The organism is Acidithiobacillus caldus ATCC 51756 (assembly GCF_000175575.2).
Lineage (GTDB): Bacteria > Pseudomonadota > Gammaproteobacteria > Acidithiobacillales > Acidithiobacillaceae > Acidithiobacillus_A > Acidithiobacillus_A caldus.
The window spans coordinates 2,131,589-2,155,856 of sequence record NZ_CP005986.1; the positions used below are offsets into that span (position 1 = coordinate 2,131,589).

Annotated in this window: 21 protein-coding genes; 9 read left to right on the forward strand and 12 right to left on the reverse strand. The window is 64.4% G+C overall.

Annotated features, from left to right (window positions below):
- Nucleotide 1: 1 nt before the first annotated feature.
- The 11 genes from hpnH to ACAty_RS10420 all read right to left on the reverse strand — a co-directional run bounded on the left by hpnH (nt 2) and on the right by ACAty_RS10420 (nt 13,893).
- Nucleotides 2-1,105: an adenosyl-hopene transferase HpnH gene (gene hpnH / locus ACAty_RS10370; protein WP_004873198.1), complete on the reverse strand. Its 1,104-nt coding sequence runs from the start codon at nt 1,103-1,105 to the stop codon at nt 2-4.
- A gap of 85 nt (nt 1,106-1,190) precedes the next feature.
- Nucleotides 1,191-2,036: a ferritin-like domain-containing protein gene (locus tag ACAty_RS10375; RefSeq protein WP_004873199.1), complete on the reverse strand. Its 846-nt coding sequence runs from the start codon at nt 2,034-2,036 to the stop codon at nt 1,191-1,193.
- A complete protein-coding gene (locus ACAty_RS10380; RefSeq protein WP_004873200.1) occupies nt 2,033-3,049 on the reverse strand; it encodes a flippase-like domain-containing protein in 1,017 nt (338 codons plus the stop codon). Before ACAty_RS10380 ends, ACAty_RS10375 begins: the two co-directional genes overlap by 4 nt.
- A gap of 4 nt (nt 3,050-3,053) precedes the next feature.
- Nucleotides 3,054-5,780, reverse strand: a complete 2,727-nt coding sequence (locus tag ACAty_RS10385; protein ID WP_038472218.1) for an MMPL family transporter — start codon at nt 5,778-5,780, stop codon at nt 3,054-3,056.
- Complete coding sequence (gene hpnK, locus ACAty_RS10390) at nt 5,758-6,642, reverse strand: hopanoid biosynthesis-associated protein HpnK (RefSeq protein ID WP_004873202.1); 885 nt, start codon at nt 6,640-6,642, stop codon at nt 5,758-5,760. Before hpnK ends, ACAty_RS10385 begins: the two co-directional genes overlap by 23 nt.
- On the reverse strand, nt 6,639-8,066 hold the full coding sequence (gene hpnJ, locus ACAty_RS10395; protein WP_004873203.1) for a hopanoid biosynthesis associated radical SAM protein HpnJ: 1,428 nt from the start codon (nt 8,064-8,066) through the stop codon (nt 6,639-6,641). Before hpnJ ends, hpnK begins: the two co-directional genes overlap by 4 nt.
- Nucleotides 8,063-9,226 carry a bacteriohopanetetrol glucosamine biosynthesis glycosyltransferase HpnI gene (hpnI, locus tag ACAty_RS10400; RefSeq protein WP_004873204.1) on the reverse strand — a complete coding sequence of 388 codons (1,164 nt, stop codon included), beginning with the start codon at nt 9,224-9,226 and terminating at the stop codon, nt 8,063-8,065. Before hpnI ends, hpnJ begins: the two co-directional genes overlap by 4 nt.
- Nucleotides 9,227-9,228: 2 nt before the next feature.
- Entirely contained in the window at nt 9,229-10,212 is a 984-nt protein-coding gene (gene hpnA / locus ACAty_RS10405) for a hopanoid-associated sugar epimerase (protein WP_004873205.1), read from the reverse strand.
- Complete coding sequence (locus ACAty_RS10410; protein WP_004873206.1) at nt 10,209-10,916, reverse strand: phosphorylase family protein; 708 nt, start codon at nt 10,914-10,916, stop codon at nt 10,209-10,211. Before ACAty_RS10410 ends, hpnA begins: the two co-directional genes overlap by 4 nt.
- Nucleotides 10,907-12,853, reverse strand: a complete 1,947-nt coding sequence (shc, locus tag ACAty_RS10415; RefSeq protein WP_004873207.1) for a squalene--hopene cyclase — start codon at nt 12,851-12,853, stop codon at nt 10,907-10,909. The genes ACAty_RS10410 and shc overlap by 10 nt, the downstream gene beginning before the upstream one ends.
- Entirely contained in the window at nt 12,850-13,893 is a 1,044-nt protein-coding gene (locus ACAty_RS10420; protein ID WP_004873208.1) for a phytoene/squalene synthase family protein, read from the reverse strand. The genes shc and ACAty_RS10420 overlap by 4 nt, the downstream gene beginning before the upstream one ends.
- A 243-nt stretch (nt 13,894-14,136) precedes the next feature.
- Here ACAty_RS10420 and ACAty_RS10425 point away from each other — a divergent pair, with 243 nt between their 5' ends.
- From ACAty_RS10425 to ACAty_RS10465, 9 genes are read left to right on the forward strand one after another with little or no spacing between them, the layout of a single operon-like run.
- Entirely contained in the window at nt 14,137-14,820 is a 684-nt protein-coding gene (locus ACAty_RS10425) for an ABC transporter ATP-binding protein (protein ID WP_238323797.1), read from the forward strand.
- Complete coding sequence (locus ACAty_RS10430; RefSeq protein ID WP_038472220.1) at nt 14,817-17,318, forward strand: FtsX-like permease family protein; 2,502 nt, start codon at nt 14,817-14,819, stop codon at nt 17,316-17,318. The genes ACAty_RS10425 and ACAty_RS10430 overlap by 4 nt, the downstream gene beginning before the upstream one ends.
- Entirely contained in the window at nt 17,311-18,483 is a 1,173-nt protein-coding gene (locus ACAty_RS10435; RefSeq protein WP_004868348.1) for a lipocalin-like domain-containing protein, read from the forward strand. The genes ACAty_RS10430 and ACAty_RS10435 overlap by 8 nt, the downstream gene beginning before the upstream one ends.
- A 47-nt stretch (nt 18,484-18,530) precedes the next feature.
- Nucleotides 18,531-18,977: a hypothetical protein gene (locus tag ACAty_RS10440; protein ID WP_004868350.1), complete on the forward strand. Its 447-nt coding sequence runs from the start codon at nt 18,531-18,533 to the stop codon at nt 18,975-18,977.
- The gene (locus tag ACAty_RS10445) at nt 18,970-19,734 is read left to right on the forward strand and encodes a HesA/MoeB/ThiF family protein (protein WP_004868353.1); all 765 of its coding nucleotides are present in this window, start codon (nt 18,970-18,972) and stop codon (nt 19,732-19,734) included. Before ACAty_RS10440 ends, ACAty_RS10445 begins: the two co-directional genes overlap by 8 nt.
- Complete coding sequence (locus tag ACAty_RS10450) at nt 19,722-20,048, forward strand: hypothetical protein (RefSeq protein ID WP_014003334.1); 327 nt, start codon at nt 19,722-19,724, stop codon at nt 20,046-20,048. Before ACAty_RS10445 ends, ACAty_RS10450 begins: the two co-directional genes overlap by 13 nt.
- Nucleotides 20,032-20,841 carry an endonuclease/exonuclease/phosphatase family protein gene (locus ACAty_RS10455; protein ID WP_004868356.1) on the forward strand — a complete coding sequence of 270 codons (810 nt, stop codon included), beginning with the start codon at nt 20,032-20,034 and terminating at the stop codon, nt 20,839-20,841. Before ACAty_RS10450 ends, ACAty_RS10455 begins: the two co-directional genes overlap by 17 nt.
- 34 nt (nt 20,842-20,875) lie before the next feature.
- The gene (locus ACAty_RS10460; protein ID WP_004868358.1) at nt 20,876-22,018 is read left to right on the forward strand and encodes an MlaE family ABC transporter permease; all 1,143 of its coding nucleotides are present in this window, start codon (nt 20,876-20,878) and stop codon (nt 22,016-22,018) included.
- Nucleotides 22,015-22,788: an ABC transporter ATP-binding protein gene (locus tag ACAty_RS10465; RefSeq protein ID WP_004868360.1), complete on the forward strand. Its 774-nt coding sequence runs from the start codon at nt 22,015-22,017 to the stop codon at nt 22,786-22,788. Before ACAty_RS10460 ends, ACAty_RS10465 begins: the two co-directional genes overlap by 4 nt.
- Nucleotides 22,789-22,852: 64 nt before the next feature.
- Here the strand turns inward: ACAty_RS10465 and ACAty_RS10470 are convergent, their stop codons facing one another.
- Nucleotides 22,853-24,235 (reverse strand): TolC family outer membrane protein, encoded by a 1,383-nt coding sequence (locus ACAty_RS10470; protein ID WP_004868361.1) that lies wholly within the window; start codon nt 24,233-24,235, stop codon nt 22,853-22,855.
- Nucleotides 24,236-24,268 lie beyond the last annotated feature (33 nt).

Genomic DNA, 24,268 nt, shown 5'->3' on the forward strand with positions numbered 1-24,268 from the left:
TCTAGCGTTCCACGCGCAGGGGAAACACGGGATGACTGGCCGATGCACTGGGAGGGCTGCTGGGCATGTCCGGCGCCATGGGCCCACTGGTACGCGGACCGAACAAGGCTACCTTGAGCGCCTTCAGAGGATGGGCGAAGGTATCGTTCACCGCCGTGGGCTCGAAACCCGAATGCACCTGACACTGGTCGCATTTGCTGTTACGTCCCAACCCATACCTGTCCCAGGGGGTCGTCTCCATGAGTTCCTGAAAACTTTGGGCATACCCTTCGGACACCAGCAGATAGCAGGGCTTCTGCCAACCGAAGATATTACGGGTAGGGTTGCCCCAGGGTGTGCATTGATAGTTTTGATTGCCCGCCAGAAAATCCAGAAACAGGCTGGACTGGTTGAACTTCCAACCCGCCTTGCGCTCCTTGCCGATGCGGAAAAGATCACGGAAGAGTTGCCGCGACGCCTGCCGCTTCATGAACACTTCCTGCTGCGGCGCCCGCTCGTAATTGAAGCCGGGGGAAATGGTCACGCCCTCGACCCCCAAGGCCTTGCAATCGTCGAGAAAGGCCGCGATCTCTTCGGCTTGCTCACCTTGGAACAGGGTGCAATTGACCGTAACACGGAAACCTCGAGCCACCGCCTCGCGGATCGCATCCGTGGCCCGCTGGTAGGTTCCCGGCTGACAGACGGACGTGTCGTGGCGATGCTCGTTACCGTCCAGGTGTACCGAGAAGGTGAGATAGGGCGAGGGCTTATAGTCGTCCATCCGCTTTTTCAGCAGCAAGGCGTTGGTGCACAGATAGACGAAACGCTTGCGCTGGATGAGGCCCTGGACTATGGCGGGCATCTCCTTGTGAATGAGCGGTTCTCCCCCGGCGATGGAGACGATGGGCGCACCGCATTCTTCAGCGGCACCGATGCACTCGTCCACGGACAAGCGCTTGTCCAGGGTCTCATCGGGATAATCGATCTTGCCGCAGCCAGCGCAGGCCAGGTTGCAACGGAACAGGGGCTCGAGCATGAGCACCAAGGGATAGCGACGGCGCCGGCGCAGCTTCTGCGCGAGAATGTACCGACCGACCCGATAGCTTTGCACCAAGGGAACACCCATTCTTGCCTCTCCTATCCGAAGCACTGCGGCTCAACGGCCAAAACTATAACATACCGAATCGTATGTCGACCATGCGGTCAGTCCCTCAGGCTGCCTTGCGCCGCGCCAGAAAGAAGAAAAGAAAATTCGCTATCCGGGGCGCCAGCTTTGGCCGCAGCAGGCGCTTGTCGTAGTAACTGAAACGCCGCTCGTTTTCCTGGCGGCATAAGGCCAGAAGCTCCGCGAGACTCATGTCCTGACTGACCTCCTCATGGCCCGTGAGGGTGAAGTTCTCGGCGGATTCTCGGCCGCCCAGTCCGCGCGCCGTCTGAATGCGCGCCCAGGCCTGCAGAGCGATTACCTGAATGCGCTGGAACTCCAGTAGAACACGACGATACCAAGGCAACTGGCGACGATACCAGGCAAGCCAGTTGACGAAAAAGAGGATGTGGCGCGCCTCTTCCTGCATGATGGGATCGAAGATCTTCACGAGTTCCTCAGGGAAAAAACCCGATTTCTTGGCGGCAGCAAAGAGGCCAAAGGCGAAATACGAGTCCAGACACTCCCCGTAACCCGTGTAGAGGAACTCCCAGTAGGGGTCGCGGATGGCAGGGGGTGTCGGGAGGGGCGGGATGGTGATGCCGTAGTGTTCCATCAAGGCGCTGAGCAACTCGGCATGGCGCCGCTCCTCAAAGCCATCCAGGGCCACGGCCGCCTTGACCACGGGATCCTTCTCGCAGTCGGCCATGTGCTGCACCATGCGGGCGGTGACGCTCTCCGTGGCGACGGCCTCTCCCCAGAAGGGCAAGGATTTCAGACGCTGCTCCGCTTCGGGATCCAGCTTTGGCCACGCAATCTGCCGCGGGTCAAACTCGATGTGTGTGTCGTGAAAGAATCGGCAAAAAAGATCCTTGTGACTCTTAGGAGTCATCTCGGCCGACGCTGCCGTCATATCGCACCCTCCCTCGAAGCTTCCTGTCTACGCCATCTTTGCTGCCATCGCTGGTCTTCGTAAATATACCAAGAACCCAGCAATGGCACACCCAGGAGCAGCTCGCGCAGACGTCTGGCAAGGGAAAAGGCCAAGGCCAGATCGGGGCCGATACCCACCGCCGCGCCCAGCAGGAGGAAACCGCCCTCCTGTACCCCAAGACCCCCCGGCACGAAAAATGCGGCGCTGCGCAGGGCCTGTCCGAGGCTTTCCAGTAGCACCGCAGACCACAGGGGGATGGGGTGCCCCAGCAGCCAGAAGGTCAGCCAAACCTCCACGGCACCGGCGAAAAGCCCCGCCAATTGCCAAAAATTGGCCCACAACAGCGCCCAATTCCTACCGTAGATACGCTGAATCTCGTGATCCAGATGTGCGAGATCGACCACGCGCGCGAGCCACTCCCCGGCTCCAAGAAAGCGATGGGACAGACTCTGCAGACGGGCAAAGAGCCGCCCACGGCTTTGCAGCCAGAAAAAAACCGCCACCGCCGGAAAGGCCGCGAGCAGGAAAACCAAGGTGTACTCGACGATCTGGCGATCGGCGATGGTCGCGAGGAGAATGATCAGACCAGCCAAGGTAAAAACCAGTTGGCTGGCCAGTGTCAGACTTACCTCCACCAGCACGCTAGCCGCCGCGGTATACAAAGGGACGCCGGCTTTACCGAGCAGACGCACGCCCACCACCTCTCCGCCAATGCGGGCGACGGGCAACAGCGCGTTGACGGCCTCCCGCAGCAGTGCGAGCCAGGTCAAGAAAAGTAGGGATACCCGCCGCGGGCGATCCAGGAGCCAGCGCCAACTGATGGCATCGAGAAAGATGGGCACGATGTGCGCCAGGGGTAGCAAGAGCAAGGGCCAGCCAGCTCCGCGCAGCAAGGCAAGGATCTCGTGCCAGCCCTCGGCCCGCACCAGATAAACGGTCAATCCGAGCCCCGCCAGGAAGCTCAGCAGCGTCAGGATTTTCCCGCGGGGCACGGGCTCAACTCCCCTCGTCCGCCGCCATACCCTCTTCCTGTGGCGAATGGGTAAAGATCAGCAGCAGGGCCGGCAGGATCAGCAAAATGGACAGTAAAACCATGGCCAAAGCCAGACTCAGGGCTTTGCCGAGACTGGCCATGCCAGGATCACTGGAGACGGCAAGACTACCAAAGGCACTCAAGGTGGTCAGACCGCTGAAGAATACCGCCATGGGCGTCGAGGTCTGCAGCAGATGGGCAACGTCCACTCCACTGCGCCAGCGCAGCACGAGATAGATGGCAAAGGCAACGCCGAGGCCGATGAGCAGGGGTAGGACGATGATATTCCCGAGGTTGAAGCTCAGCCCCAGCAGGGACATGGTCGCAACCGTGAAAAGTGCCGCCAGCATCAGCGGAAGCATGACGAGGAGCACATCGCGATAGCGCCGCAGGGACACCAGCAGCAACAGGGCAATGCCGATGAGTGCCGTGAAGGTAGCCTGACGAAAGGCCGAGAGCACCGCCTCACCGCCCTCTATGAGCATCACCGGTGTGCCCACGGCATCCGGCACCACCCGCTGCACCGAACGCACGAAATCCAGCATCTTGCGGTTACTGACGAGATTTTCCTTGGGGAAGACCTCGACCCGCGCCTGTCCACGGGCGTCGAGGTAACGCTCCCGCAGGTCCTCGGGCAGCGTGTTCAAGGTCACCGGCGACGCCATGAGTGCCTCTCCCAACTTTTTCAGCTCGCTGGGTAGAGTCCCCAACGCACTCTCCTGCAGACTTTGGAGGCGGGCGGGATCCTTGCGGGCAACGGGCAGAAAACGCGCGAGGCTTGCAGACAAGCGCTGTGCGGCAAGCAGTTCAGCGGAGGGCGGCGCCGACCCCGCCGATACTGCCGTCCGCCTCGCGATGAGTTCCTGTAGTTTCCCTTGCAGCTTCTGTAGATCCGCAAGACTTTTCGAGTCGTCCGGTGGTGTCAATGTGGCGGGCATCAGCAGCGAAAAGGGCGGCACGAGAATCTGCAGGTTCTGCAGGATCGCAAGCTTGGCCTGCTGATCCTTGGGGATGTAGCTGTCGATGGTGACCGTACGCGCGACGGTGGGTAGCTTGTCCAGCTGCCTGGCGGTTTCCACGGCACTGGCGATATTCGGGCGCAGCACCTCGATCCGATAGGGAGCAGTATCGGGATCGGCCAGCAGGGACTCGAATACTCGCACCCCTTCCGCCTTTTGGTCGATCATATGCAATGGGTTGAAATCAAAAGATACCCGCAGGGCTGCGGGGATGGCGGCGAGGGCCAACAAGGCGACGCCTGTCAGGACCCAGTAGGCGTAACGGTGTATGGGATGACGGGCGAGGGTCGGTACCTTCTGAAAGTGGGGGTAGGTGACACGCCGCAGAGACTGGGACGATATGGGCCAGACCGTGAGAATGGCCGGAACCATGGTCAGGGTGAGGATCAGGGCAATGAGCATGCTGGCCCCGGAAACGAGACCGAGATCGACGATGCCGGCGTAGGTCGTGGGCACAAAGGCAAAGAAGCTCAGGGCCGCGGCCACCGCCGCCAGCGTCAGAGCACCGCCGATACCGCGGGTTACGCGCTCCATGGCTTCACGATGGGGCGCGCCATTGAAGAGCTCTTCGCGGTAGCGCATGCACAGCTGAATACCGAAGTCCACCCCCAAGCCGACGAACAGTATGGCAAAGGCGACGGATATCAGATTGAAGGGACCGATGAAAAAGAGTGCCCAAGCCGTCGTGAACGCGATCCCGCTGATCAGACTCACGAATACCGCAGTCACCAGGCGTGCCGAGCGTAGGGCGATGCTGACCAGGAGGATCTCGAGGATCAGGGTCAGGATCAGCGAGTAGGCAGCGCCGTGGCTGACGGTCTGCAACTGTTCGGCGTCGAGCACGGCGGAGCCCGTGATCCCAACCTGTACGCCGTGCTCCGGATCCAAATGCAGGGATTTGAGGCCCGCCTGCAAGCGCTGGATGGCGGCTGCAGCCGGCTCCAGAGCGTGGAAGTTCATCCGTGGCTCAACGACGACGAAGCGTTTGCGCGGTCCAAGATCGTTCAGACTGCCCCCCATGAGCTCGGCCCAGGACACGGTGTAGGGCTTGTTCTGCAGGTTGGCGACGATGGCATCGTTCAAGGCGTCGTAGACTTTGGTCAGACCACTCAGGGAACTGCCACCGGAAAGCTCATGATCTATCGCCTCGGTGAGGAGCTTGCTGAGACCACCGATACCGGGATCCGCCGACAGGCGCGCGATGAGCGGCTGGGCGTCGGTGATACGCTTGGCGAATTCCTCTACCTTTGCCGTCGGCAGATAGAGCAGACCATTGCGTTGGAAAAAGGATCCACCCCCCGGCACGTACACCTGCGGGAAGGTCTCGGGATGGGAGCGCAGCCAGGCTTGGAGGCGGTCCACCGCCCCATCCGTGGTGCTTCGATTCTGCCCTTGCAAGACCACCACGATACTGTCGCGATCTTGCGGAAAGGCTTTTTTGTAGGCCGCTTCGCGCTGCTGAAACGGCAGATCGCGGGACAGTGCATCGCTGGTATCGGTGTTGATGGCAAAATGACCGACCACGTAGTACACCGACGCCACCAAGGCCACCAGAAAAAACAGCAGGACGACGCGGGAAAAACGCACGCATCCGTCCACAACCGCCATCAGCAGACGGACGTAGGTCCTGCCCAGACCCGCGAGCACTCTATCGGCTGCCGGAAAAATCACGGAAGCTCCCGCACACGAAACAGGCCTCGCGTACATAGCTCGCAAGGTCCGGATTCAACAGGGATTGCCACTCGGCCACTGGGCGATATTGGGGCATCAACTGTCGCAGTAGCGGCGTCTGGCGACTGGCGGGATGGAAATAGACTTCCGCCAGGACGCCATGGGGTAAACAGTGCAGGGCCCGGGACAAGGCCATGCTGTCCATACGCCCGGTGGCCTGCAGTCCCACCAGAATGTCGTTACACGCCATGCCGGCAGCGCGAATCCGGCGTTTCATACGGCCCACCCAGGGACTGAGCAGCAACGCGCCCACGCTGTCCTGCCAGGACAGCTTTTCCATACAACGTTTCAGCTGGAGCGGCTCCCAGGGCAGCCGCACCCAGCCCAGCCCGTAGTCCTTGCCAATATCCAACAGCAGGCGCAGTACGGTGGGGTGAACGTGCAGGTGCTTGTGGGCGTTGGCGTGATCCAGGGACAGCCCCGTTGCCGCAAAGGCCTCGAACTGCGCCCGGATCTCCGCCGCAAGTTGCCGACGCACGCGTGCCAGGAAGAAATAACGAAAACCGCGGCGCCAGAGATCGGCGGCAAAACGGCCCTGGTCGTCTACCAGGTCCGGAATCTGGTCCGCGGGAAGGGTTGGGGTACCGTCCACTAGGGTCAGGTGCAATCCAACCCCAAGGCCCGGAAGCGCCCGCGCCCGGGCCACGGCATCGGCGGCCGCAGGCGCCGACACCATCAGACTGGCGCTGGTGAGCAGGCCATTCCGGAATGCCGACTCCACCGCTTCATTGACGGCAACGTCCAGACCAAAGTCGTCGGCATTGAATACGATACGCCGCGGGGCGAGGTCTGCGGCACTCAACCGTGGCGCTGGCGCAGAAAACGCACGAACTCGACGCCCTCTCGCAGACGCCGTTTCATCATCTGTGAGCTGCGCAGCATTTCACCGGTGATTTCGGCTATCTTGCCGGCACGGAAGTAGAAGCGCTTGTACATCACCTCCACCGAATCGAAGATTTCCGTGTGATTCAGATGCGGGTAGCTCATGGGGCTGATCTGCACCCCACGATCGTTGACGAGGTGCGCCTCATCCTCATCCGTGAGCCAGCCCTCCCGCTTGGCCTGGTTGTAGAGGTAGGTTCCGGGATAGGGGGCTGCCAGCGACACCTGGATGGTGTGGGGATTGATTTCTTTGGCGAAATTGATGGTTTTCTGGATCGTTTCCCGGGTTTCGCCCGGCAGGCCGAGGATGAAGGTACCGTGGATGGTAATGCCGAGCTCGTGGCAATCCTTGGTGAACTTGCGTGCCGCCTCCACCTTCAGCCCTTTCTTGATGTTGTTGAGGATCTGCTGATCTCCGGACTCGTAGCCCACCAAGAGCAGGCGCAAGCCGTTGTCGCGCAGGACCTTGAGGGTCTCATAGGGTACATTGGCCTTGGCATTGCAGGACCAGGTCACCCCGAGCTTGCCCAGGCCACGGGCTATTTCCTCTGCGCGCGGCCGGTCGTCGGTAAAGGTATCGTCGTCGAAGAAGATCTCCTGCACCTGCGGGAACTGCTTCTGGATATAGCGCACTTCTTCCAGGACGTTGGCGGCACTGCGGGTACGATAGCGGTGCCCGCCCACGGTCTGCGGCCAGAGGCAGAAGGTGCACTGGGAGCGGCAACCCCGTCCCGTGTAGAAGGAGACATAGGGGTGCTTGAGATAGCCGATGAAGTAGTCCTCGATGCGCAGATCGCGCTTGTAGACCTCGGACACAAAGGGCAGAGCGTCCATGTCTTCGATCATGGCGCGGTCAGGATTGCCATGTATGCGGCCGTCGGCGTCGCGGTAGTGAATGCCGTCCACCTCCGCCAGGGGACGCCCTTCGGCAATTTCCTTCAGGGTGTAGTCGAACTCTTCACGGGCGACGAAATCGATGGCGGGCGAGGCCTGCAGGGAGGTTTCCGGCTCCACCGCCACCTTCGCACCCACCAGACCGATCTGCATCTGGGGGTAATGCGCCTTCAGGGTCTCGGCCATGCGCAGATCCGAGGGGAAGGAAGGGGTACTGGTGTGGATGATGCAGAGTTCGTAATCCTTGGCTACCCGGAGGGTTTCTTCCACCGTGACGTCGGCAGGCGGAGCGTCCAGCAGACGGCTTCCGGGAATCATCGCCGCCGGCTGCGCCAACCAGGTGGGGAACCAGAACGAGCGGATCTCCCGCTTGGCTTGGTAGCGCGAGCCCGCGCCACCATCGAAGCCTTCAAAGGATGGCGCCTGCAAAAACAAGGTCTTCATGGTCATCGTTGCACTCCGTCTCCGCCACGCATGCGACCGTGGCTGTCGTAGGCATAGTCACTCCCCTGCCAGTATACCCGACGTGAAACCCAGGCCACAGCCCAGATCCACAGGGCGAGCAGGTCGCCGAGCAGTACCGCCGCAGGCGGCAAGGGATTTTTGAGCAGCTTCGCAATCGCCCTATGGTACACGAGCCTCAGCGTGAGAACCACAGGGATGAGGATCCAGCCGCCCCAGCCGAGCCAGGGCGCGAGGATCATGGTCAAAGGCAAGGGGTAGCTCAGGAAAGAAAAAGCGTGCCCCAAAGGCTGTACCGAACGGGTGGTGCGCGCCCAGCGCAGGGCGTGGCGATGGAACGCGCGAAAACCGGCTTCCATCACCTGGGTATCCACCACATAATTCGACAGCGCGATCTCCTTGCCGTGGGCTCGAACGCGGGCTCCCAGGGCATAGTCGTCGGCAAGACTGTCGGCAATGGCCCGCCAGCCTCCGCAGAGCTCCAGCATGTCGCGGCGCAGGGCCATGGTGGCGCCGGCACAATAGATGGTCGGCCCGAGACGATTGGCCACGAGCACCGAGGGAAGGAAAAGCTCCTGGACCTGCGCTGCCAGCACCGAAGACCAGAAATGCCGGTCCGGCCGCGGGCGATAGAGGCAGGTCACGAGCCCCACCCGCGGACCCTCCAGGGCGGCCACGACCCGGCGCAGATAGTCGGGCCCTACGGCGATGTCGGCGTCCTGGATCACCACGACCGGTGCAAGCCCGAGGTCGCTCATTCCGGCGAGGTTGTTGACCTTGGGATTGCTGCCCAGGCGGCAATCGTGCAGGCGCCAGCGCAGGGGCAACTGGGGGTGCTGACGCTGCAGCGCCTCCAGGACCTGCAGGGCGGGATCCGTGGCCTGCTGTACGCCACAGATGAGGGTGTAGTCGGGATAGTTCTGCCGCGCAGCCGCCAGCACGAGGTCGGCCAGTGTGGGATCGGCACCGTGGAGGGGCTTGAGCAGACTCACGGTGGGCCAGGCTGGCACGGACGGTGCGTTGCCGTCGTCCATCTCCAACAGATGCGGCTGCCAGCGTCGCAGGGAGTGCCAGGCCAGGCCCCAGTAACCAAAACTCGCCACCAGCAGAAGCCCGCAGAGCAGCTGCCAGATTTCCCAGGCCGACATGCTCAGCTGGCCGGTGTCTGCAAGAACCAGCGCACGGCGTCGCGCAGAGCCTCTTCCGCCGGCCGGTGGCGGTACCCGAGTTCGGCTTCGGCCTTGGCGGAGCTGAAGTACATGCGATGGGCGGCCATGCGCAGCTCGTCCACCGTCACCAGGGGTGTGCCACGGCCACGGGCGCGCACCCAGGCCTCCGCCGCCCAGGCGACGGGGTACAGGGCGCTGCGCGGCAGACGCACACGGGGTGAGGGGCGACCCGTGAGCCCGGCGATGCGGGTGAGGATGGCGGCCAGGGACAGGTTGTCTCCCCCCAGGATGTAGCGTTCACCCGGTCGTCCGTGCTGGAAGGCCAGCCAGTGTCCCTCTGCCACATCGTCCACGTGAACGATATTGAGACCGGTGTCGACGTAGGCAGGCATACGTCCCAGCGCTGCATCCCGCACCATGCGTCCGGTGGGGGTTGGTTTGACATCGCCGGGGCCAACGGGCGTCGAGGGATTGACGATGACGATGGGGGCCTGGTGCCGCTGCTGGATCTGGCGCACGGCCTCCTCGGCAAGAAACTTGGAGCGCTTGTAGCTGCCGATCATGTCGTCCAACGAAGACGGGGCGGCCTCGTCGCTGGGGCGACCATCGCCATAGAAACCCAGTACCGCAACACTGCTGGTATAGACGATACGCTCGACACCGGCGGCCAGAGCTGCTTCCATGAGGGCAACGGTACCGTCGACGTTGGCGCGCATCATGGCCGCCGGGTCCGGTACCCAGAGTCGATAGTCGGCGGCCACGTGAAAAACTGCCTGACAACCCTGCACGGCCGCCTCGAGGCTCGCCGGTTCGAGCAGATCGCCGTAGCACAACTCCACATCGTCCCTTTCAAGGACGCTGGAGGGTTTACGCAACAGCAGACGGATCTCCAGATTTTCCGCCTGCAGGCGCCGCAGAACGGCACTACCGACGAAGCCGGACGCCCCCGTCACCAGGACTTTCATGCGTCCAGCCCCGCATGCAGACACTCGGCCGCCCGCCGCAGACTGGTACTCGCCGCCTCCAGATCCCGGCCAAGAACCATCAGCACCGGCAGATCCTGCGGCCGCCGGGACAGCAGTCCTAGAAAGACGCGCGGTTGCAGGCGACCAAAGGCATCCACGCCACCCAAAGCAGCCTTGGGAAGACGGCGCTGCAGTGGGTCGAGGATGGCGCGCACGGCGAGCCACGGGCGTTGCGCCTCAGTGGCCACGGCCGCCACGGCACCACTCTCCATGTCCAGGGCCGCCGCTCCATGGCTTCGCCCCAGCGCCTCCTTGCCCTGCGGTTCGACGCAGGCCTCGCCGACCGTGAGGAGTGGACGACCGCAGACCTGCCAACGCCGCTGCGTCGGCAGTTTGGCCAGGAGCCGGCTGCGCAGGGATTCGTCGGCGGCCCAGCGCTGTTCTTGCCAGAGCACCTCATGGGGCAGACACAGGGTACCCGGGCGCAATTCGGGCTGCAGGGCAGCGGCGGTACCGAAGGACACCAAGGCCTGGGCACCGTCGTCCAACAACTGTCGCGCCGCCAGCGCCGCCCGCTCTGGACCCATGCCCGACAGGCGGACTAGGAGATGCTCACCCAGGGCGTGCGTTTGCCCCGGCCGTGGTTTTTTCAGTCCCAGACTGCGAGCCTCCGCAAATAGCGCCGTAACGATGCCTAGGCGCAATGCCGCTCCGTGATGTTGCGATAGCGCGCCAGGGCCCAGAGCGGGAAATAGATCTTGTAGCCGTGGTAGGTGAGGTAAAAGACTCGGGGGAAACCCGGCGCATTGAAATACGGATCCTGCCAGTCGCCGGGCTGCTCCTGATGACGCTGGAGCCATTGGATACCGCGCCGCAGCGATTCGCTGTCGCTATCCCCCGCCGCCATCAGGGCGAGGCAGGCCCAGGCGGTCTGGGCCGCGGTGCTCTCCTGCCCGAGACCCGCGAGGCCCGGGTCGGCATAGCTGTCGTTACTCTCGCCCCAGCCGCCGTCGTCCTGCTGCACCGAGCGCAGCCAGTGTGCCGCCCTGGCCATGGCATCGCGGACCTCTGCGCCCGGATCTCGGAGTTCGGCCATTCCCATGAGTACCGACCAGGTCCCGTAAATGTAGTTGGTGCCCCAGCGGCCAAACCAGGCACCCGAGGGTTCCTGCTCGCGCAGAAGGTACTGGATGAGCCGTGCGCGCACCGGAGCGTCCTGCTCCCGATCAAGAATGGCGAGGAAGGCGAGGACCCGTCCCGATACGTCGGCGGTGGGCGGATCCAGCAAGGCCTTGTGATCCGCGAAGGGAATTTCGTTGAGGTAGTAATAGGTGTTGTCCACGTCGTAGGCGCCGAAACCGCCATTGCGGGACTGCATACCGGCAAGCCAGTTTGCGGCACGCTCCACGGCGGGACGATCCTCCGGGCGGCGCGCGCGCGCCAGGGCCCAGGCCACCGCGGCGGTGTCGTCCAGATCCGGGTAGTAGGGATTGGCGTACTGAAAGGCCCAGCCGCCCCCGGCCAGGTGCGGCCGGCGCTCACGCCAGTCACCGGGGGCGTCGGTGATCTGCCGATCCAGTAACCACTGCATGCTGCGCCTTGCCGCTTCGCTGACATCGCCATCCGCCTCGAGGAGTGCGTGCAGGGCAAGGCAGGTATCCCAGACCGGCGATACGCAGGGCTGACAGTAGGCCTCTCCGGCACGCTCCACCACGAGCTTGGTCAAGGCGGCACGGGTCTGCTGCCGATAGGGATGCTCGGCAGCGTAGCCCAGGAGTGCCAGGGCCTCGTGGGCATTGACCATGGCTGGAAAAATGCCATTGAGCCCATCTTCGCCGTTGAGGCGCTCGATGAACCAGGCCTCGGCCCGGGCGATTGCCCGGCGTCGCAGAGCCTGGGGAATCCAGGACTCCAAGGCGCGCCCGAGGCGGTCGAACCAGAGAAAGATCCGCGATACCCAACCTTGCAGGGCGTGGGCAAAGTAATCGTCGATATCCTCGGGGGGCCGCGTGAAGAGTTCGCGGATATGCACGCCCAAGGGATTCTTGGCCTGGGGTTTGAGGCTGCAGAGGATGAACAGGGGCACCATCACGGTCCGCGACCACGATGCCACCTTATAGATGTGCATGGGAAACCAGCGCGGAAAGAGCAGGATTTCCACGGGGATGAAGGGCACGGCACGCCACGGTACCTGCCCGAAAAGCGCCAGAGTGATGCGGGTGAAGACATTGGCGCGCTCGGCGCCGCCGTGGGCGAGAATGGCGCTACGTGCGCGACGCATGTGCGCCGCCTCGGGATCATCGCCGGCGAGCTTCAGGGCAAAGTAGGCCTTCACCGACGCGCTCATGTCGAAGTGTCCGCCGTGGTAGAGGGACCAGCCGCCGTGATTCTCCTGCTTGCGGCGCAGATAGGCGGCCATTTTCGCCTCCAGGGCGGCATCCCGCTCATCCATGTAGTGCATCATCAGGATGTATTCGGCGGGGATGGTGCAGTCCGCTTCGAACTCGAAACACCAATGCCCATCTGCGGCCTGGTGCTGGAGCAAGGCTGCCTGGGCCGCGGCAATGCTGCGCTGCAGAGCGCTCGGCCTGGGCTCGGCGCTGCGGTGGGGGCGCGTCAGGTTATGCACGACGGGATTCATGCCGGCACCCCGCCATTTATCTGCGGCAAGGGTCGGACCCCGACCCGGAAGGCCAGGCGTAGGAGTTCGTCGGAGCGATGCAGCAATTGCGACATCCAGACCACCCGACGCACACTATCGCGACTGATCTTGACCTGCTCGGCTCGTTGGAAAGCCGGCTGCGCGGCAATCCGGCGCAGGGTCAGTACGGCCATGGCGATGGCCCAGAGACAGAAATCCCGCATTCCGGTCTGCTCCCGAGGAATCATCAAGGTATAGCGCAGGGCAGCATCCAGATGCCGACCGGCAATGGCGACCAGCTCCAGGAGGGCGTGCTGGAAGGCCGGATTGTCCTGACCGGGCGCCAGGGCAGCGACGTCGACGCCGTGCCGCGCGAGCAGGTCGCGCGGCAACCAGTTCACGCCGCGCTCCCAGTCCGTCCAGAAGTCCTTGAGAATATTGGTCATCTGCAAGCCTTGCCCGAAGCGCACGGCAAGGCGCTGCATGTCGGCCTCCCGCACCACGAGACGCGGCTCGTAATCGATGAAGAGCGTGGTCAGCATCTCGCCCACGACACCGGCGACGACATAGCAGTAGGAATCGAGGGCGGCAAGGTCCGCAAGGCCTGCTCGCGACGCCTGTTCCTGAAATTTGGCCATGCCCGATCCCATGATGGCCACACACCGAGCCAGGGCCTCCTGCTGGGTCGCATTGAAGCTTCGGGTCACCTGGATGACCAGGGGCGTATTGCGAATGAGCTCACGCTCACCCGCCGGCATCTGCGGCGAGAGGACGGCAGCAAAGTCGCGGGCGAAGGCGTCTGGCTCTGCCCTGCCCTGCACCACGGCGACGAAGGCCTCCTGCCAACGCGCCTTTTCGCTCCAGGACAGCTCCGGGTCGTCCTCGATGGTATCGGCGATGCGGCACAGCAGATAACCATTACCCACAGGCTCGCGCAATCCCTGGGGGAGACGGGGTATGGTCAGGGCAAAGGTGCGCGATACGGCCTGAAGACTGCGCTCTTGAAAAGCCAGCGCCGGGGCGAGATCCGCGTTCAGCATGAGCGTAGCAATGGTGGCAAGACGGCTCCTCAGTATTGTGGTGATGCCGGATTCGCATGAAAACCACACTTTAAGTGCGGAAATGTAACCATCTGCCCGTCCGGATGCAAGTCCAGACGACGTCTTTGGCGGTTCTGTCTGCGCTGTTGATGGGCGCGCAGCACGGGCTTCTGGGCGGCGCTCCGAAGCTGGCAGCGCGGCTCGAAATCCATTAGTGTACGGCTATGCTCTGGCGGACTTCCCGTGGCTGACGCAGCCCATCTTCTGTCCATGGAGGGCGTGTGCAAGCGCGTCCCGGACGCAGCGGACCGATGGCTCTTTGAGGCCGTGGCCCTTGGGCTCCATCGCGGTGAGTTCGTCGCTGTCCTCGGCGAGAGTGGGGTTGGCAAGAGTACCCTCCTACACATCGTCGCCGGTCTGGATCGCAAGGACGGTGGTACCCTCTGCTTTGCCGGACAGGATCTGGACGCGCTCGACGACGACGCCCGCACCCTGCTGCGGCGCCGCCAGATGGGATTCATCTTTCAGGCCTTTCACCTCATCCCGCAGCTCACGGTGGCGGAGAACATCGCCCTGCCCTGGCGCCTCAATGCCCTACCGCGCAAGGGCCTGCCGGAACGGGTGCGGAAACTGGCCCGCTTCCTGGGCATCGATCACCGTCTGGAGGCCTGGCCGCGGGAGCTCTCGGGGGGCGAAATGCAACGGGTGGCGGTGGCCCGCGCCACTCTGCACGATCCGGCCTTGATCCTGGCCGATGAGCCCACGGGCAGTCTGGACCCGGACTCGGCCGGACAGGTTCTGGAACTTTTGCGCGATGCCGGGCAGCGAGCGGGTTCGGCCATCCTCATGGTCACGCACTCCGACGTTGCTGCGGCCTGTGCCCAGCGTCGCTTTCGACTGGAAAGGCGGGGCCTGCGGCAGCTATGAGTCTGCACATCCCCTGGCGGGCTGCGGTGTGGCGGCCCCTGCGCCAGCGCCCCGGCGCCACTGCCCTGGCGATTCTGGGAGTAGCCTTGGGCGTGGCGCTGGGGCTTGCGGTGGCGCTGATCAATCTGCAGGCAGTGCAGGATTTTGCCGGCGGCCTGCGACGGCTTGCCGGTGAGGCAGATCTGGTACTCCAGGCACCAGGCAAAGGCTTCTCCGAGGACTGGTACCGGCGCCTGGCCACGGCACAGGGGGTCCAGGTGGCCGCGCCGCAACTGCGGGTCTATGGCGAAATCCGTGTGGACGGTGCCTGGCAGAGCTTTCCCGTCTGGGGCATCGCGCCCTTCGCCAGCATCCGCCTCGGACAGCCTCTGGTACCCACGCAGCTTGCCCATCCAGAGGCACTCTTCGACCCCCACAGCATCGTCCTGAGCCCCGCCGCAGCCAAGCAGTTTCACCTGCGGGTGGGGGAAACCATGACGCTGCGGGCAGCGGGGGTGACGCGCTCCTTTCGGGTCATTGGCCTGCTTCCCGTCGACCCTCCCCAAGGTGCCGTGGGGGTCGCGGACATTGCCTCGGCGCAGTGGCTGTGGGGGCGCATCGGCTGGCTCAATCGGGTCGATCTGCGCCTAGCCCCGGGCGTCGATCCCACAGGCTTCCAGTGCCAGTGGCAAGACCGGTTGCCGCCGGGGTCGAGCCTCGAGACCCCGCAGCAGCAGGGGGCGGTGGCCGCCCGCGCCTCCCGGGCCTATCGGGCCAACCTCCTGGTACTGTCCTTGGTGGCCCTCTTCACCGGAGCCTTCCTGATCTATGCCACCCTGGCCTTGGGCGTCGTACGCCAGCGCCGAAGCCTGGCCGTTCTCCGCGTTCTTGGCCTGCGCCGCCGGGAGATCCTGGCGAGCGTGCTGGCGCAGGGGCTTGCCCTGGGGCTGCCGGGCATTGCCCTCGGCATCCCCCTGGGGAATCTTGCCGCCGCCACCGCCCTGGCCCGTCTGGGTGGGGATCTGGGTGCCGGGTACTTCAGTGCCAGTCACCTGGCGCTTCGTGGGCACCCGCTGCTCTGGCTTGCCTTTGCCGGTGCCGGCATTGCAGCGGCGCTCCTGGGTGCCGGCCTGCCGGCGTGGCAGGCCAGTCGGACTACCGTGGTACGGGCCCTGGGCCAGGGCAGTGAGGAGGACGAGGCGGGACAGAAACTCCTTCCCGGGCTGATCCTGCTCGTCCTCGCAGCCCTGAGCGCCGCCATCCCACCCCTGGGGGGGATCCCCTACGGCGCTTACCTAGCCATCGCCATCCTGCTTTTTGCCACCCTCTTCCTCATCGGGCCCCTGGCACGCCTGCTGGGCAGGATTTTACCGGTGCCAGAGGGCGCCCTGGGACGCCTGGCCTTCCTGCAGATGCGTGGGACACCGGGACGGGTGGCACACAGTCTGTCGGCCATCGTCGTCGCCTTCAGTCTGGTGGTGGCCATGGCCATCATGGTGGGATCCTTCCGCGATTCCGTTGCCGACTGGTTGGTGGACATCCTGCGGGCGGACCTGTATCTGCAGGCGGGATCGGGGCCGGGTGCGCGCATTTCCGGGGAGCGCGTCGCCGCCATCTGCAGCGACAGCGTGGTTCGGCAGTGCTCACCCATGCGCCGCCTGCAGGTCAATCTGCTGCCCGGACATCCGCCGGTGGAATTGCTGGCACGCGGCCTGGACACCGCAGATCCGGGTCGCGAGCTCCAGATCCTGAGGGCCATCCCCGCAGCGCAAGTGGGGCCACCGCCCGCGTGGATCTCGGAGATACTGGCGGGTATCAGCCACTGGCGACTCGGAGAGATCGTCCACATCCCCGTAGACGGTCGCGCCCACGCCGTGCGCATCGTCGGTATCTACCGCGACTATGCCTACCAACAGGGTGCCATCTCCATACCCATCGAGGTCTACCGGCGCTGGACCGGCGACGATAGCGCCAATGGTCTTGCCCTGTGGTTGCGTCCGGGGATTTCCGTGGTGAACGCGCAGGCGCAGCTGATCCAGCGTTTTCCCGAACTGCGCCAGTGGCAGCTGGAAACGCCGCGGGCCATCCGTGCCGAGAGCCTGCGCATCTTTGACCGCAGCTTTGCCGCCACCTACGCCCTGGAGGCGGTGGCCATCGTCATCGGTTTACTGGGCGTGGCCAACGGTTTTGGCGCCCAGATATTGCTGCGTCAGCGCGAATTTGCCCTGTTCCGGACCATCGGCCTGCGCCGTCGCGACGTCGTTGGCCTCCTACTGCGGGAGTCACTCCTGCTATCCTCCTTTGGGGTCGCCCTGGGAGGCGCACTGGGCTTTGCCATCAGCCTGCTGCTCATCGATCTCGTCAACCCCCAATCCTTTCACTGGCACATGGGTTTTCATCCGCCCTGGAGCAATCTGCTGCTGGTGGCGGCAGCGCTGATGCTTGCCAGCGTCGTCACCATGCTGCTCAGCGCTCGCAAAGCCCTGTCCAGCGCCCTGACCGTGGTACGCGATGAGTAGGCATCTGCGCACGCTCTTCGGCGGTCTGCTGCTCTCGGCCGGGTTCCTGCTGGCGCCGAGCAGCATGGCCTCGCCTCTGCCGCCGCCACACTTGCCGGTGGAGAAAACCCCGAAGGTTGCGGTCACTACCGCCCAGCCCATGCGCTTTCCCAATGCCTATGGGAGTCATCCGGACTTTCCCCTGGAGTGGTGGTACGTCACGGGACACCTGCACGATGCATCCGGGCAGACCTATGGCTTTCAGGTGACTTTCTTTCGGGTGCGGCCAGCGAAGGTCTGGGACAACCCCAGCGCCTTCAACCCACGGCAGCTGATTTTTGCTCAGGCCGCCATTGCCGATCCGCACATCGGGCACCTGCTGACGGCCCAGCGTAGTGCGACGACGGCCATGGATCTTGCTGGAGCCGCCCAGGACCGCACCCGGGTCTGGCTGGACTCCTGGCGTCTGCAGCAGGATGGCAAGGATTACGAGACCAACATCCACAGCCGCCATTTCCACCTGAATCTGCGCCTCGAGGCCACCCAGGCGGCCCTATTGGAAGGGCCCGACGGCGTCAGCCAGAAGGGACCCGATCCCGCCAATGCCAGCTATTACTACAGCCTGCCGCAGTTGCGCGTGCGCGGTCGGCTGCAGATCAATGGCCGGGACCATCGGGTGCGTGGTCGTGCCTGGCTGGACCACGAGTGGTCCGCCGCCTACCTGCCCAAAGGGGCCGTGGGCTGGGACTGGCTCGGTCTCAATCTCGACGATGGTGGCGCGGTGATGCTCTTTCGCATGCGTGCGGGGGACGGTAAAGCCCTGTGGCTCGCCGGCACCTGGCGCCATGCCGATGGGCGCGTCGACTATCTGCCCGCCAGCGCCATCCATATGCGGCCCACGCAATTCTGGACCTCCCCCAGCAGCGGTGCGCCCTACCCCATTGCCTGGGCCATCCGCGCCGGCCCCCTGGAATTCCATCTGCAGCCCTTGATGGCCGATCAGCAATTCCGGGCACTCGCGAGCACCGGGACCACCTACTGGGAGGGCGCGGTGACTGCCTGGCAAAAGGGCCGCCGATTGGGCTCCGGTTATCTGGAACTCACGGGCTACGCGAAGGCTCTGCAACTGCCGGAGACACCGGCCACCGGCAAGACCACTTCGCCGCGGGCACAGGCCCCACGCTGAAGCCACCGGCTCTTGGCAGCCTGGGCGCGACGGCGCTAACATGGGGCATGCCTCATTCCGCATCGCCCCTCACCCTGCAGGATCGGTTCTTCGAGCGCTTTCGCGGGCGCACCATCATTCTGCATCGTGGCTTTCCCCCCGGTTACCTTGCCGAACTCCTGAAGCAGCCCGGTGGCGGTGGCCATTTCCGGGTGGATCTGCGGCAGCTGGGGTCGGAAGTCGACTCCCCCATGGACTGGCTCCTGCAGCGCCACGTGCTACCCCTCGATCTGCCCACGCCGCTGCTCCTCAAGGTGGAGGACGAAAGCATCTACCTCCGCCACCTGCTGCAGGGAAGCAGCCCCGGTCACCCCAGCGAGATTCTGTGGATGCTCGACGCCATCCACGAGCGCCATCACGCGCTCCTGCGGCGGCTACCGGCCGGTCTGCAGCCACGGCGTGGCATGGCCGTGGACGACAATGCCATCGACTACGACCTCTACAACGATGCATGACCTTGACAGCGATGGCGATCTACTGCGCTATGCCCGTCAACTGGTTCTGCCCCAGTGGTCCGTGTCTGCCCAGGAAGCCTTGCTGGAGCACCGGGTGCTCATCGTCGGCCTCGGTGGCCTGGGCTGTCCGGCGGCGCAGTATCTCTTGGCTGCGGGGCTCATGCACCTCACCCTCTGCGATGGCGATCGGGTGGACCTCAGCAACCTTCCGCGGCAGATCCTCTACGGCGATGGAGACGTTGGCGAGCTGAAGGTGGAGGCGGCACGACGTGCGCTCCTGCGCCTCGACCCCGCGGCACAGATCACGACGGTGGCGACGGCTGTCGATGCAAAGCTCCTGGACAGCCTCGTCCCGCAACACGACATCGTGCTCGACTGCACCGATAACTTTACTGCGCGGCACGACATCAATCGTGCGGCGCAGCGTGCTCGTCGGCCGCTGGTGTCGGCGGCAGCCCTGCGCTGGGAGGGTCAGCTGGCCATCTTTGACTTTCGCCGCGAGGACGCCGCCTGCTACGCCTGCCTCTACCCCGAACTGGGCGAGGATGCGGGGGACAGCTGCGCCACGTCTGGGGTGCTTGGACCCGTGCCGGGCATCCTGGGGTCCATGCAGGCACTGGAGACCTTGCGACTTTTGCTTGGCCTGGAATCGCCGCTGGGCGGACGGCTCCTGCTCCTGGACCTCCTCAACTGGGAATGGCGTACCCTGCGTCTACGCCGTGACCCCCACTGTCCGGTCTGCGCATGCCCCGCTTGACGCTCTCCCGGCACGTGGCCAACGCCCTGATGGAACGATTGCAAAAGGGTGAAGGCAGCGGCTGGTTGGGCGCGCGCGATGACCAGTTGCGCAGTATCTACCCCGGCACCGCAGAACGCTGGCCCGCGGTCGCTGCACAGATGGAGGCCTGCGGCGAGCGGCTCTTTGCCACGTTCGGCACCGTCCACACGCCATCGGGGGCGGGCGTCCTGCACTTTGATCTCGCCGAGACGGAACGCGGCGTCCTTAGCCTGAGCCTGCACGATCCCAACAACGGTGAGCCCTGGGAAATCGTCCTTGCCCAGTCCGACTGAAGGCCATTGCCAGGAATTTACGGTCCTCAGCCACAATATCCAGGTGGGCATCGGCTCCCGACGCAGCCGTCACCTCGTCTTGCACGGCTGGAAATACCTCCTTCCCCATCGCCACAGCCTCGGCAATCTGGAGCGCATCGGCATGGCCCTCAGGGAAGCCGACATCGTCGGCCTGAACGAGGCGGACGCCGGCTCCTATCGCAGTCAGTACGTCAATCAGGCCGCCTATCTCGCGAACAAGGCCGGGTTTCCGTTCTGGGCCCAGAGCCGGACGCGGGATTGGGGCGAGCTGGCGCAACACAGTAATGGCCTGCTCAGTCGCTGGCCCATCGTCGCCGTTCACCGGCGGGTGCTGCCGGGATGGATGCACGGGCGGGGCCTGCTGGAAGCCACCATCGATCTGGCCGGCCACCCCCTCAGCGTCGTGGTGACGCACCTGGCCCTGAGTCGACACGGCCGCTTTCGGCAGGTGGAAGCACTGGCAGAATACCTCGTCGGACGGCAGGCCACGGTGGTCATGGGTGACCTCAACTGTGGCGCACGATCACCGGAACTGCGCCTACTCCTGCGCCTGACTGGACTGCGGCAGGCGGAACCTCCCTTGGCGACCTTTCCGAGTTGGGCGCCCCGCTTTTCCTTTGACCATATCCTCTGCAGCCCAGACCTGGAATTTTTGGACTGGCAGCGCAGTACGGAACCGCTCTCGGACCATCTGGCCGTCCTTGCGCGCCTGCGCTGGTGTCCCGCCGCGACCCGCCCGTCTGGGAAGGGCGGCACCGACGTGCCACAATAAGACGGCGTTGGCGGCCAGGAGAAGCCAGAAAGCGATGACGTCCCAGCATCCCGCCCCGGCAAGCACGCAGCCGCAGGAAGAGCCGCACTGGGAACTCGAGGGCGAGTTCCTCACGCTGCGTGGGCGCTGGACCCTGCGCCGCCTGACAGGCGCCATGGACCGGGTCCGCGAGCAGCTGGCCCAGGCTGGCCGTGGTCGCCCCTGGGATCTGCGCGCCATCGAGCGCCTGGACAGCGTCGGCGCCCTGGTCATCTGGCGCGCCTGGGGTGGCGTTTTGCCCGCGGATGCACGTCTGAGCGCGGAGCAGGAGGCGGTTTTCCGACGCTTTGCGCAAATGCAGACGCCCACTGCACCGCGGCGTCCGTGGGGGCTCTGGGCGCGGCTCGATGCCTTGGGCGCACACATCCTCGGCGTGCTTGTGGATCTCTGGGGCTTGTTTCTCCTTCTCGGCGCCTTGCTCACCGAGCTCTGGCGCGCGCTGCGTCATCCGCGCCACTTTCCTTGGCGCGAGATTTCCGCCACCGTCGTGCGCACCGGACCGGATTCCCTGCCCATTCTTTCGCTCATCGGTTTTCTCATCGGCATCGTCATCAGCTTTCAGTCGGCACCCACCCTGGCAAGCTATGGCGCGAACATCTATATCATCAGCATTGCCGGACTCAGTATCCTGCGGGAATTCGGCCCCCTGATCACGGCGGTGATCCTGGCCGGGCGCACGGGCTCCGCCTTCACGGCCCAGATCGGCGCCATGCGCGTCACGGAAGAACTGGATGCGCTGCGTACCTTCGGGATCTCACCCGTACAGCGCCTGATCCTGCCCAAGGTCATTGCCCTAGCCATCACCCTGCCCTTGCTCGTGGTCTGGACCGATGCCGTCGCCATCCTGGGGGCAATCATCGTCGCCAAACTCGATCTTGGCATCAGCGCCAGCTTTTTCCTGCGCGAGATGCCCATCATGGTGCCCGACTTCAACTTTTGGCTGGGCATCGGCAAAGGCATACTCTTTGGCATCCTCATTGCTTGGGTAAGCGGCTATCACGGCCTCAAGGTGCAACCCAATACGGACAGTCTCAGCCGTGAAACCACCGATTCCGTGGTCCTCACCCTGACCTTGGTCATCGTCATCGATGCCGTCCTCGCCATGGTCTTTGCCAATACCGGGATCTCCGTAGGATGAGCGCAGAGCACGCCATCGTCTGCCGCGATGTCGCCACCCGTTTCGGTCCCCACTGGGTACACCGGCATCTGGATCTGGAGGTGCGCGCCGGTGAGATCCTGAGTATCGTAGGCGGAAGCGGCAGCGGCAAGACGACACTGCTGCGCGCCATGGTCGGACTCGTCCCCCACGTCGAGGGCGAGATCCGCATCCTCGGATCGTCCCTGGCGCAACTGCGTGGACGGGCAGCCGTGGCGCTGCGCCGGCGCTGGGGGATGCTCTTTCAGCAAGGGGCGCTGTTCAGTGCCCTGACGGTATTCGAGAACATCGCCTTTCCCATGCGCGAGTGGGGAGGACTCAGCGAAAGGGACATTCGTGAACTCGTCAGTCTCAAACTGCAGATGGTAGGCCTGCGCCCGGCGGATGCCTACAAGCTTCCGGCAGAACTTTCCGGGGGTATGGTCAAGCGGGCAGCGCTGGCGCGTGCTCTGGCCCTGGAAGCGGAGATCCTCTTCCTCGACGAACCCACCTCTGGCCTGGACCCCATCACCGCCGCCGATTTCGACGATCTGCTGCGCGACGTCCACCGGGATGTGGGTCTGACGGTGGTCATGGTGAGCCACGACCTGGATAGTATCGCCGCCACCTCCGACCGCATCGCCGTGCTCTCCCAGGGCAAGGTTCTGACCATTGGCTCCCTGCAGGAGGTAGCGGAGGTAGACGATCCCTACGTACGGGAATTCTTCCACGGGGAGCGAGGCGAACGCGTGCTCAAGGCCCTGCGCTGCTGATGACTTACTTTGGGTACGGCGCCGCCGATCCGGGGGTGTGGCGGGGCAGCCGCCGTGCTCTGGGCTAATCGCCCATGGCGGCGCTCTTCTGGTCGGCAGCCGCCCGGCTATCGGTGTGCTCGTGGGTCCCGGCACCGCCGCCCAGCAGACCGTTCACGGCACTGAGATCCGCCAGATCCAGCTGGCCGGCGGCCGCCTTCAACTGGACACGCGCGAGCACCTGATTGTAGAGGGCGACGTTGTAGTCCTGCTCAGCGCGGATGTAGTCCGTAGCCGTCTGCAAGAGGTCGATGATGGAGCGCGTGCCCACCTCATAACCCTTACGGGTACCCTCCAGGGAAATCTTTGCCGACTCCACAGCCGCCTTGGCCGAGGCCAACTGGGCCACGCTGTCCTTGAGGTTGAGGAAAGCCGTCTGCGTATCCAGCCGTACCCGATCGCGCACGCTGCCGACGTGATCCACCTGCGCCACGCTGAGGGCTTGGGCCTTCTGCACCCCACTGGAGATGCTTCCACCTTGATAAATGGGCATGGACAGATTGAGGCTCACCCCCGCCTGATTCTCATTGAATCCCGGAAAGGGATTGCCATGCACATGCTGCGCGATGCCCTGCAGGTCTACCTTGGGCCAGCGCGCCCGCTGCTGGTACTGCACCGCTTCCTGGGCCGTACGCAGCTGCGCCTCGGCCTCGTGCATCAGCGGCTGATCCCGGATGGCCGCCTGAACCCAAGCGTCCATGTCGTCCGGCTTCGGACCTTCGGCGGTAAAGGGCCGGAGATCCTCCAGATGACCAACGGGTGCGTGGGTGAGGCGCTCCAGGCCGCGCTCGGCGACGGACACCGCATTGCGGGCACGGATCCGGTCCGACCGCGCTGCATCGAGGCGCGCTCGGGCCTCACGCACGGCAACGATATCGCCGGTGCCCACCTTCAGGGCCGCCTCCGTCTGCCGGTAGATGCTCTCCAGCAGGCGTCGCTGACGCTCGGCAATACGCTCCTGGGACTGCGCCTCCAGTACCTTGAAATAGGCCGTGGCCACGCGCAGGGCCAGCTGCTGCTGCGTGTACAGCAGTGCCGCCGTCTGCGCCTGGATGCGGCTGTCGGCTTGACGCAGGGCCACATAGCTCTGACCATCGAAAACCGACTGGGTGAGGGTGACACTGTAACTGTCCGACAGATAGGCCTTGCTCAGGTCGAGCCCGGCAAAGCCGGAAAAGGTGCCCGTGTTGTAGCCCACGCTCGCCCCCAGCCCGAGGTGCGGCAACAGCGCCGCCCGCGCTGCCGGTTTGTCCTGAAGCGTGGCCTGCAACTGCGCGCGCGCCTCAGCGAGGGCCGGATCGGTGCGGTAGGCCTGCTCATAGGCCGAAAGCAGATCCTCAGCGTAGACGCTGGAGCTTCCCAGACACAGCGCCGCTGCGCAGAGCAGCGACAAGCGCAAATTGGACATGGCACACCCGCTCGGTCGCACAATGGTGACGAT

Excerpts from the sequence above, each read along its gene's own strand:
- hpnH (WP_004873198.1), bottom strand. The coding sequence starts at position 1,105 with ATGGGTGTTCCCTTGGTGCAAAGCTATCGGGTCGGTCGGTACATTCTC.
- ACAty_RS10375 (WP_004873199.1), bottom strand. The coding sequence starts at position 2,036 with ATGACGGCAGCGTCGGCCGAGATGACTCCTAAGAGTCACAAGGATCTT.
- hpnJ (WP_004873203.1), bottom strand. The coding sequence starts at position 8,066 with ATGACCATGAAGACCTTGTTTTTGCAGGCGCCATCCTTTGAAGGCTTC.
- hpnI (WP_004873204.1), bottom strand. The coding sequence starts at position 9,226 with ATGTCGGCCTGGGAAATCTGGCAGCTGCTCTGCGGGCTTCTGCTGGTG.
- hpnA (WP_004873205.1), bottom strand. The coding sequence starts at position 10,212 with ATGAAAGTCCTGGTGACGGGGGCGTCCGGCTTCGTCGGTAGTGCCGTT.
- shc (WP_004873207.1), bottom strand. The coding sequence starts at position 12,853 with ATGAATCCCGTCGTGCATAACCTGACGCGCCCCCACCGCAGCGCCGAG.
- ACAty_RS10420 (WP_004873208.1), bottom strand. The coding sequence starts at position 13,893 with ATGCTGAACGCGGATCTCGCCCCGGCGCTGGCTTTTCAAGAGCGCAGT.
- ACAty_RS10430 (WP_038472220.1), top strand. The coding sequence starts at position 14,817 with ATGAGTCTGCACATCCCCTGGCGGGCTGCGGTGTGGCGGCCCCTGCGC.
- ACAty_RS10435 (WP_004868348.1), top strand. The coding sequence starts at position 17,311 with ATGAGTAGGCATCTGCGCACGCTCTTCGGCGGTCTGCTGCTCTCGGCC.
- ACAty_RS10440 (WP_004868350.1), top strand. The coding sequence starts at position 18,531 with ATGCCTCATTCCGCATCGCCCCTCACCCTGCAGGATCGGTTCTTCGAG.
- ACAty_RS10445 (WP_004868353.1), top strand. The coding sequence starts at position 18,970 with ATGCATGACCTTGACAGCGATGGCGATCTACTGCGCTATGCCCGTCAA.
- ACAty_RS10450 (WP_014003334.1), top strand. The coding sequence starts at position 19,722 with ATGCCCCGCTTGACGCTCTCCCGGCACGTGGCCAACGCCCTGATGGAA.
- ACAty_RS10460 (WP_004868358.1), top strand. The coding sequence starts at position 20,876 with ATGACGTCCCAGCATCCCGCCCCGGCAAGCACGCAGCCGCAGGAAGAG.
- ACAty_RS10465 (WP_004868360.1), top strand. The coding sequence starts at position 22,015 with ATGAGCGCAGAGCACGCCATCGTCTGCCGCGATGTCGCCACCCGTTTC.
- ACAty_RS10470 (WP_004868361.1), bottom strand. The coding sequence starts at position 24,235 with ATGTCCAATTTGCGCTTGTCGCTGCTCTGCGCAGCGGCGCTGTGTCTG.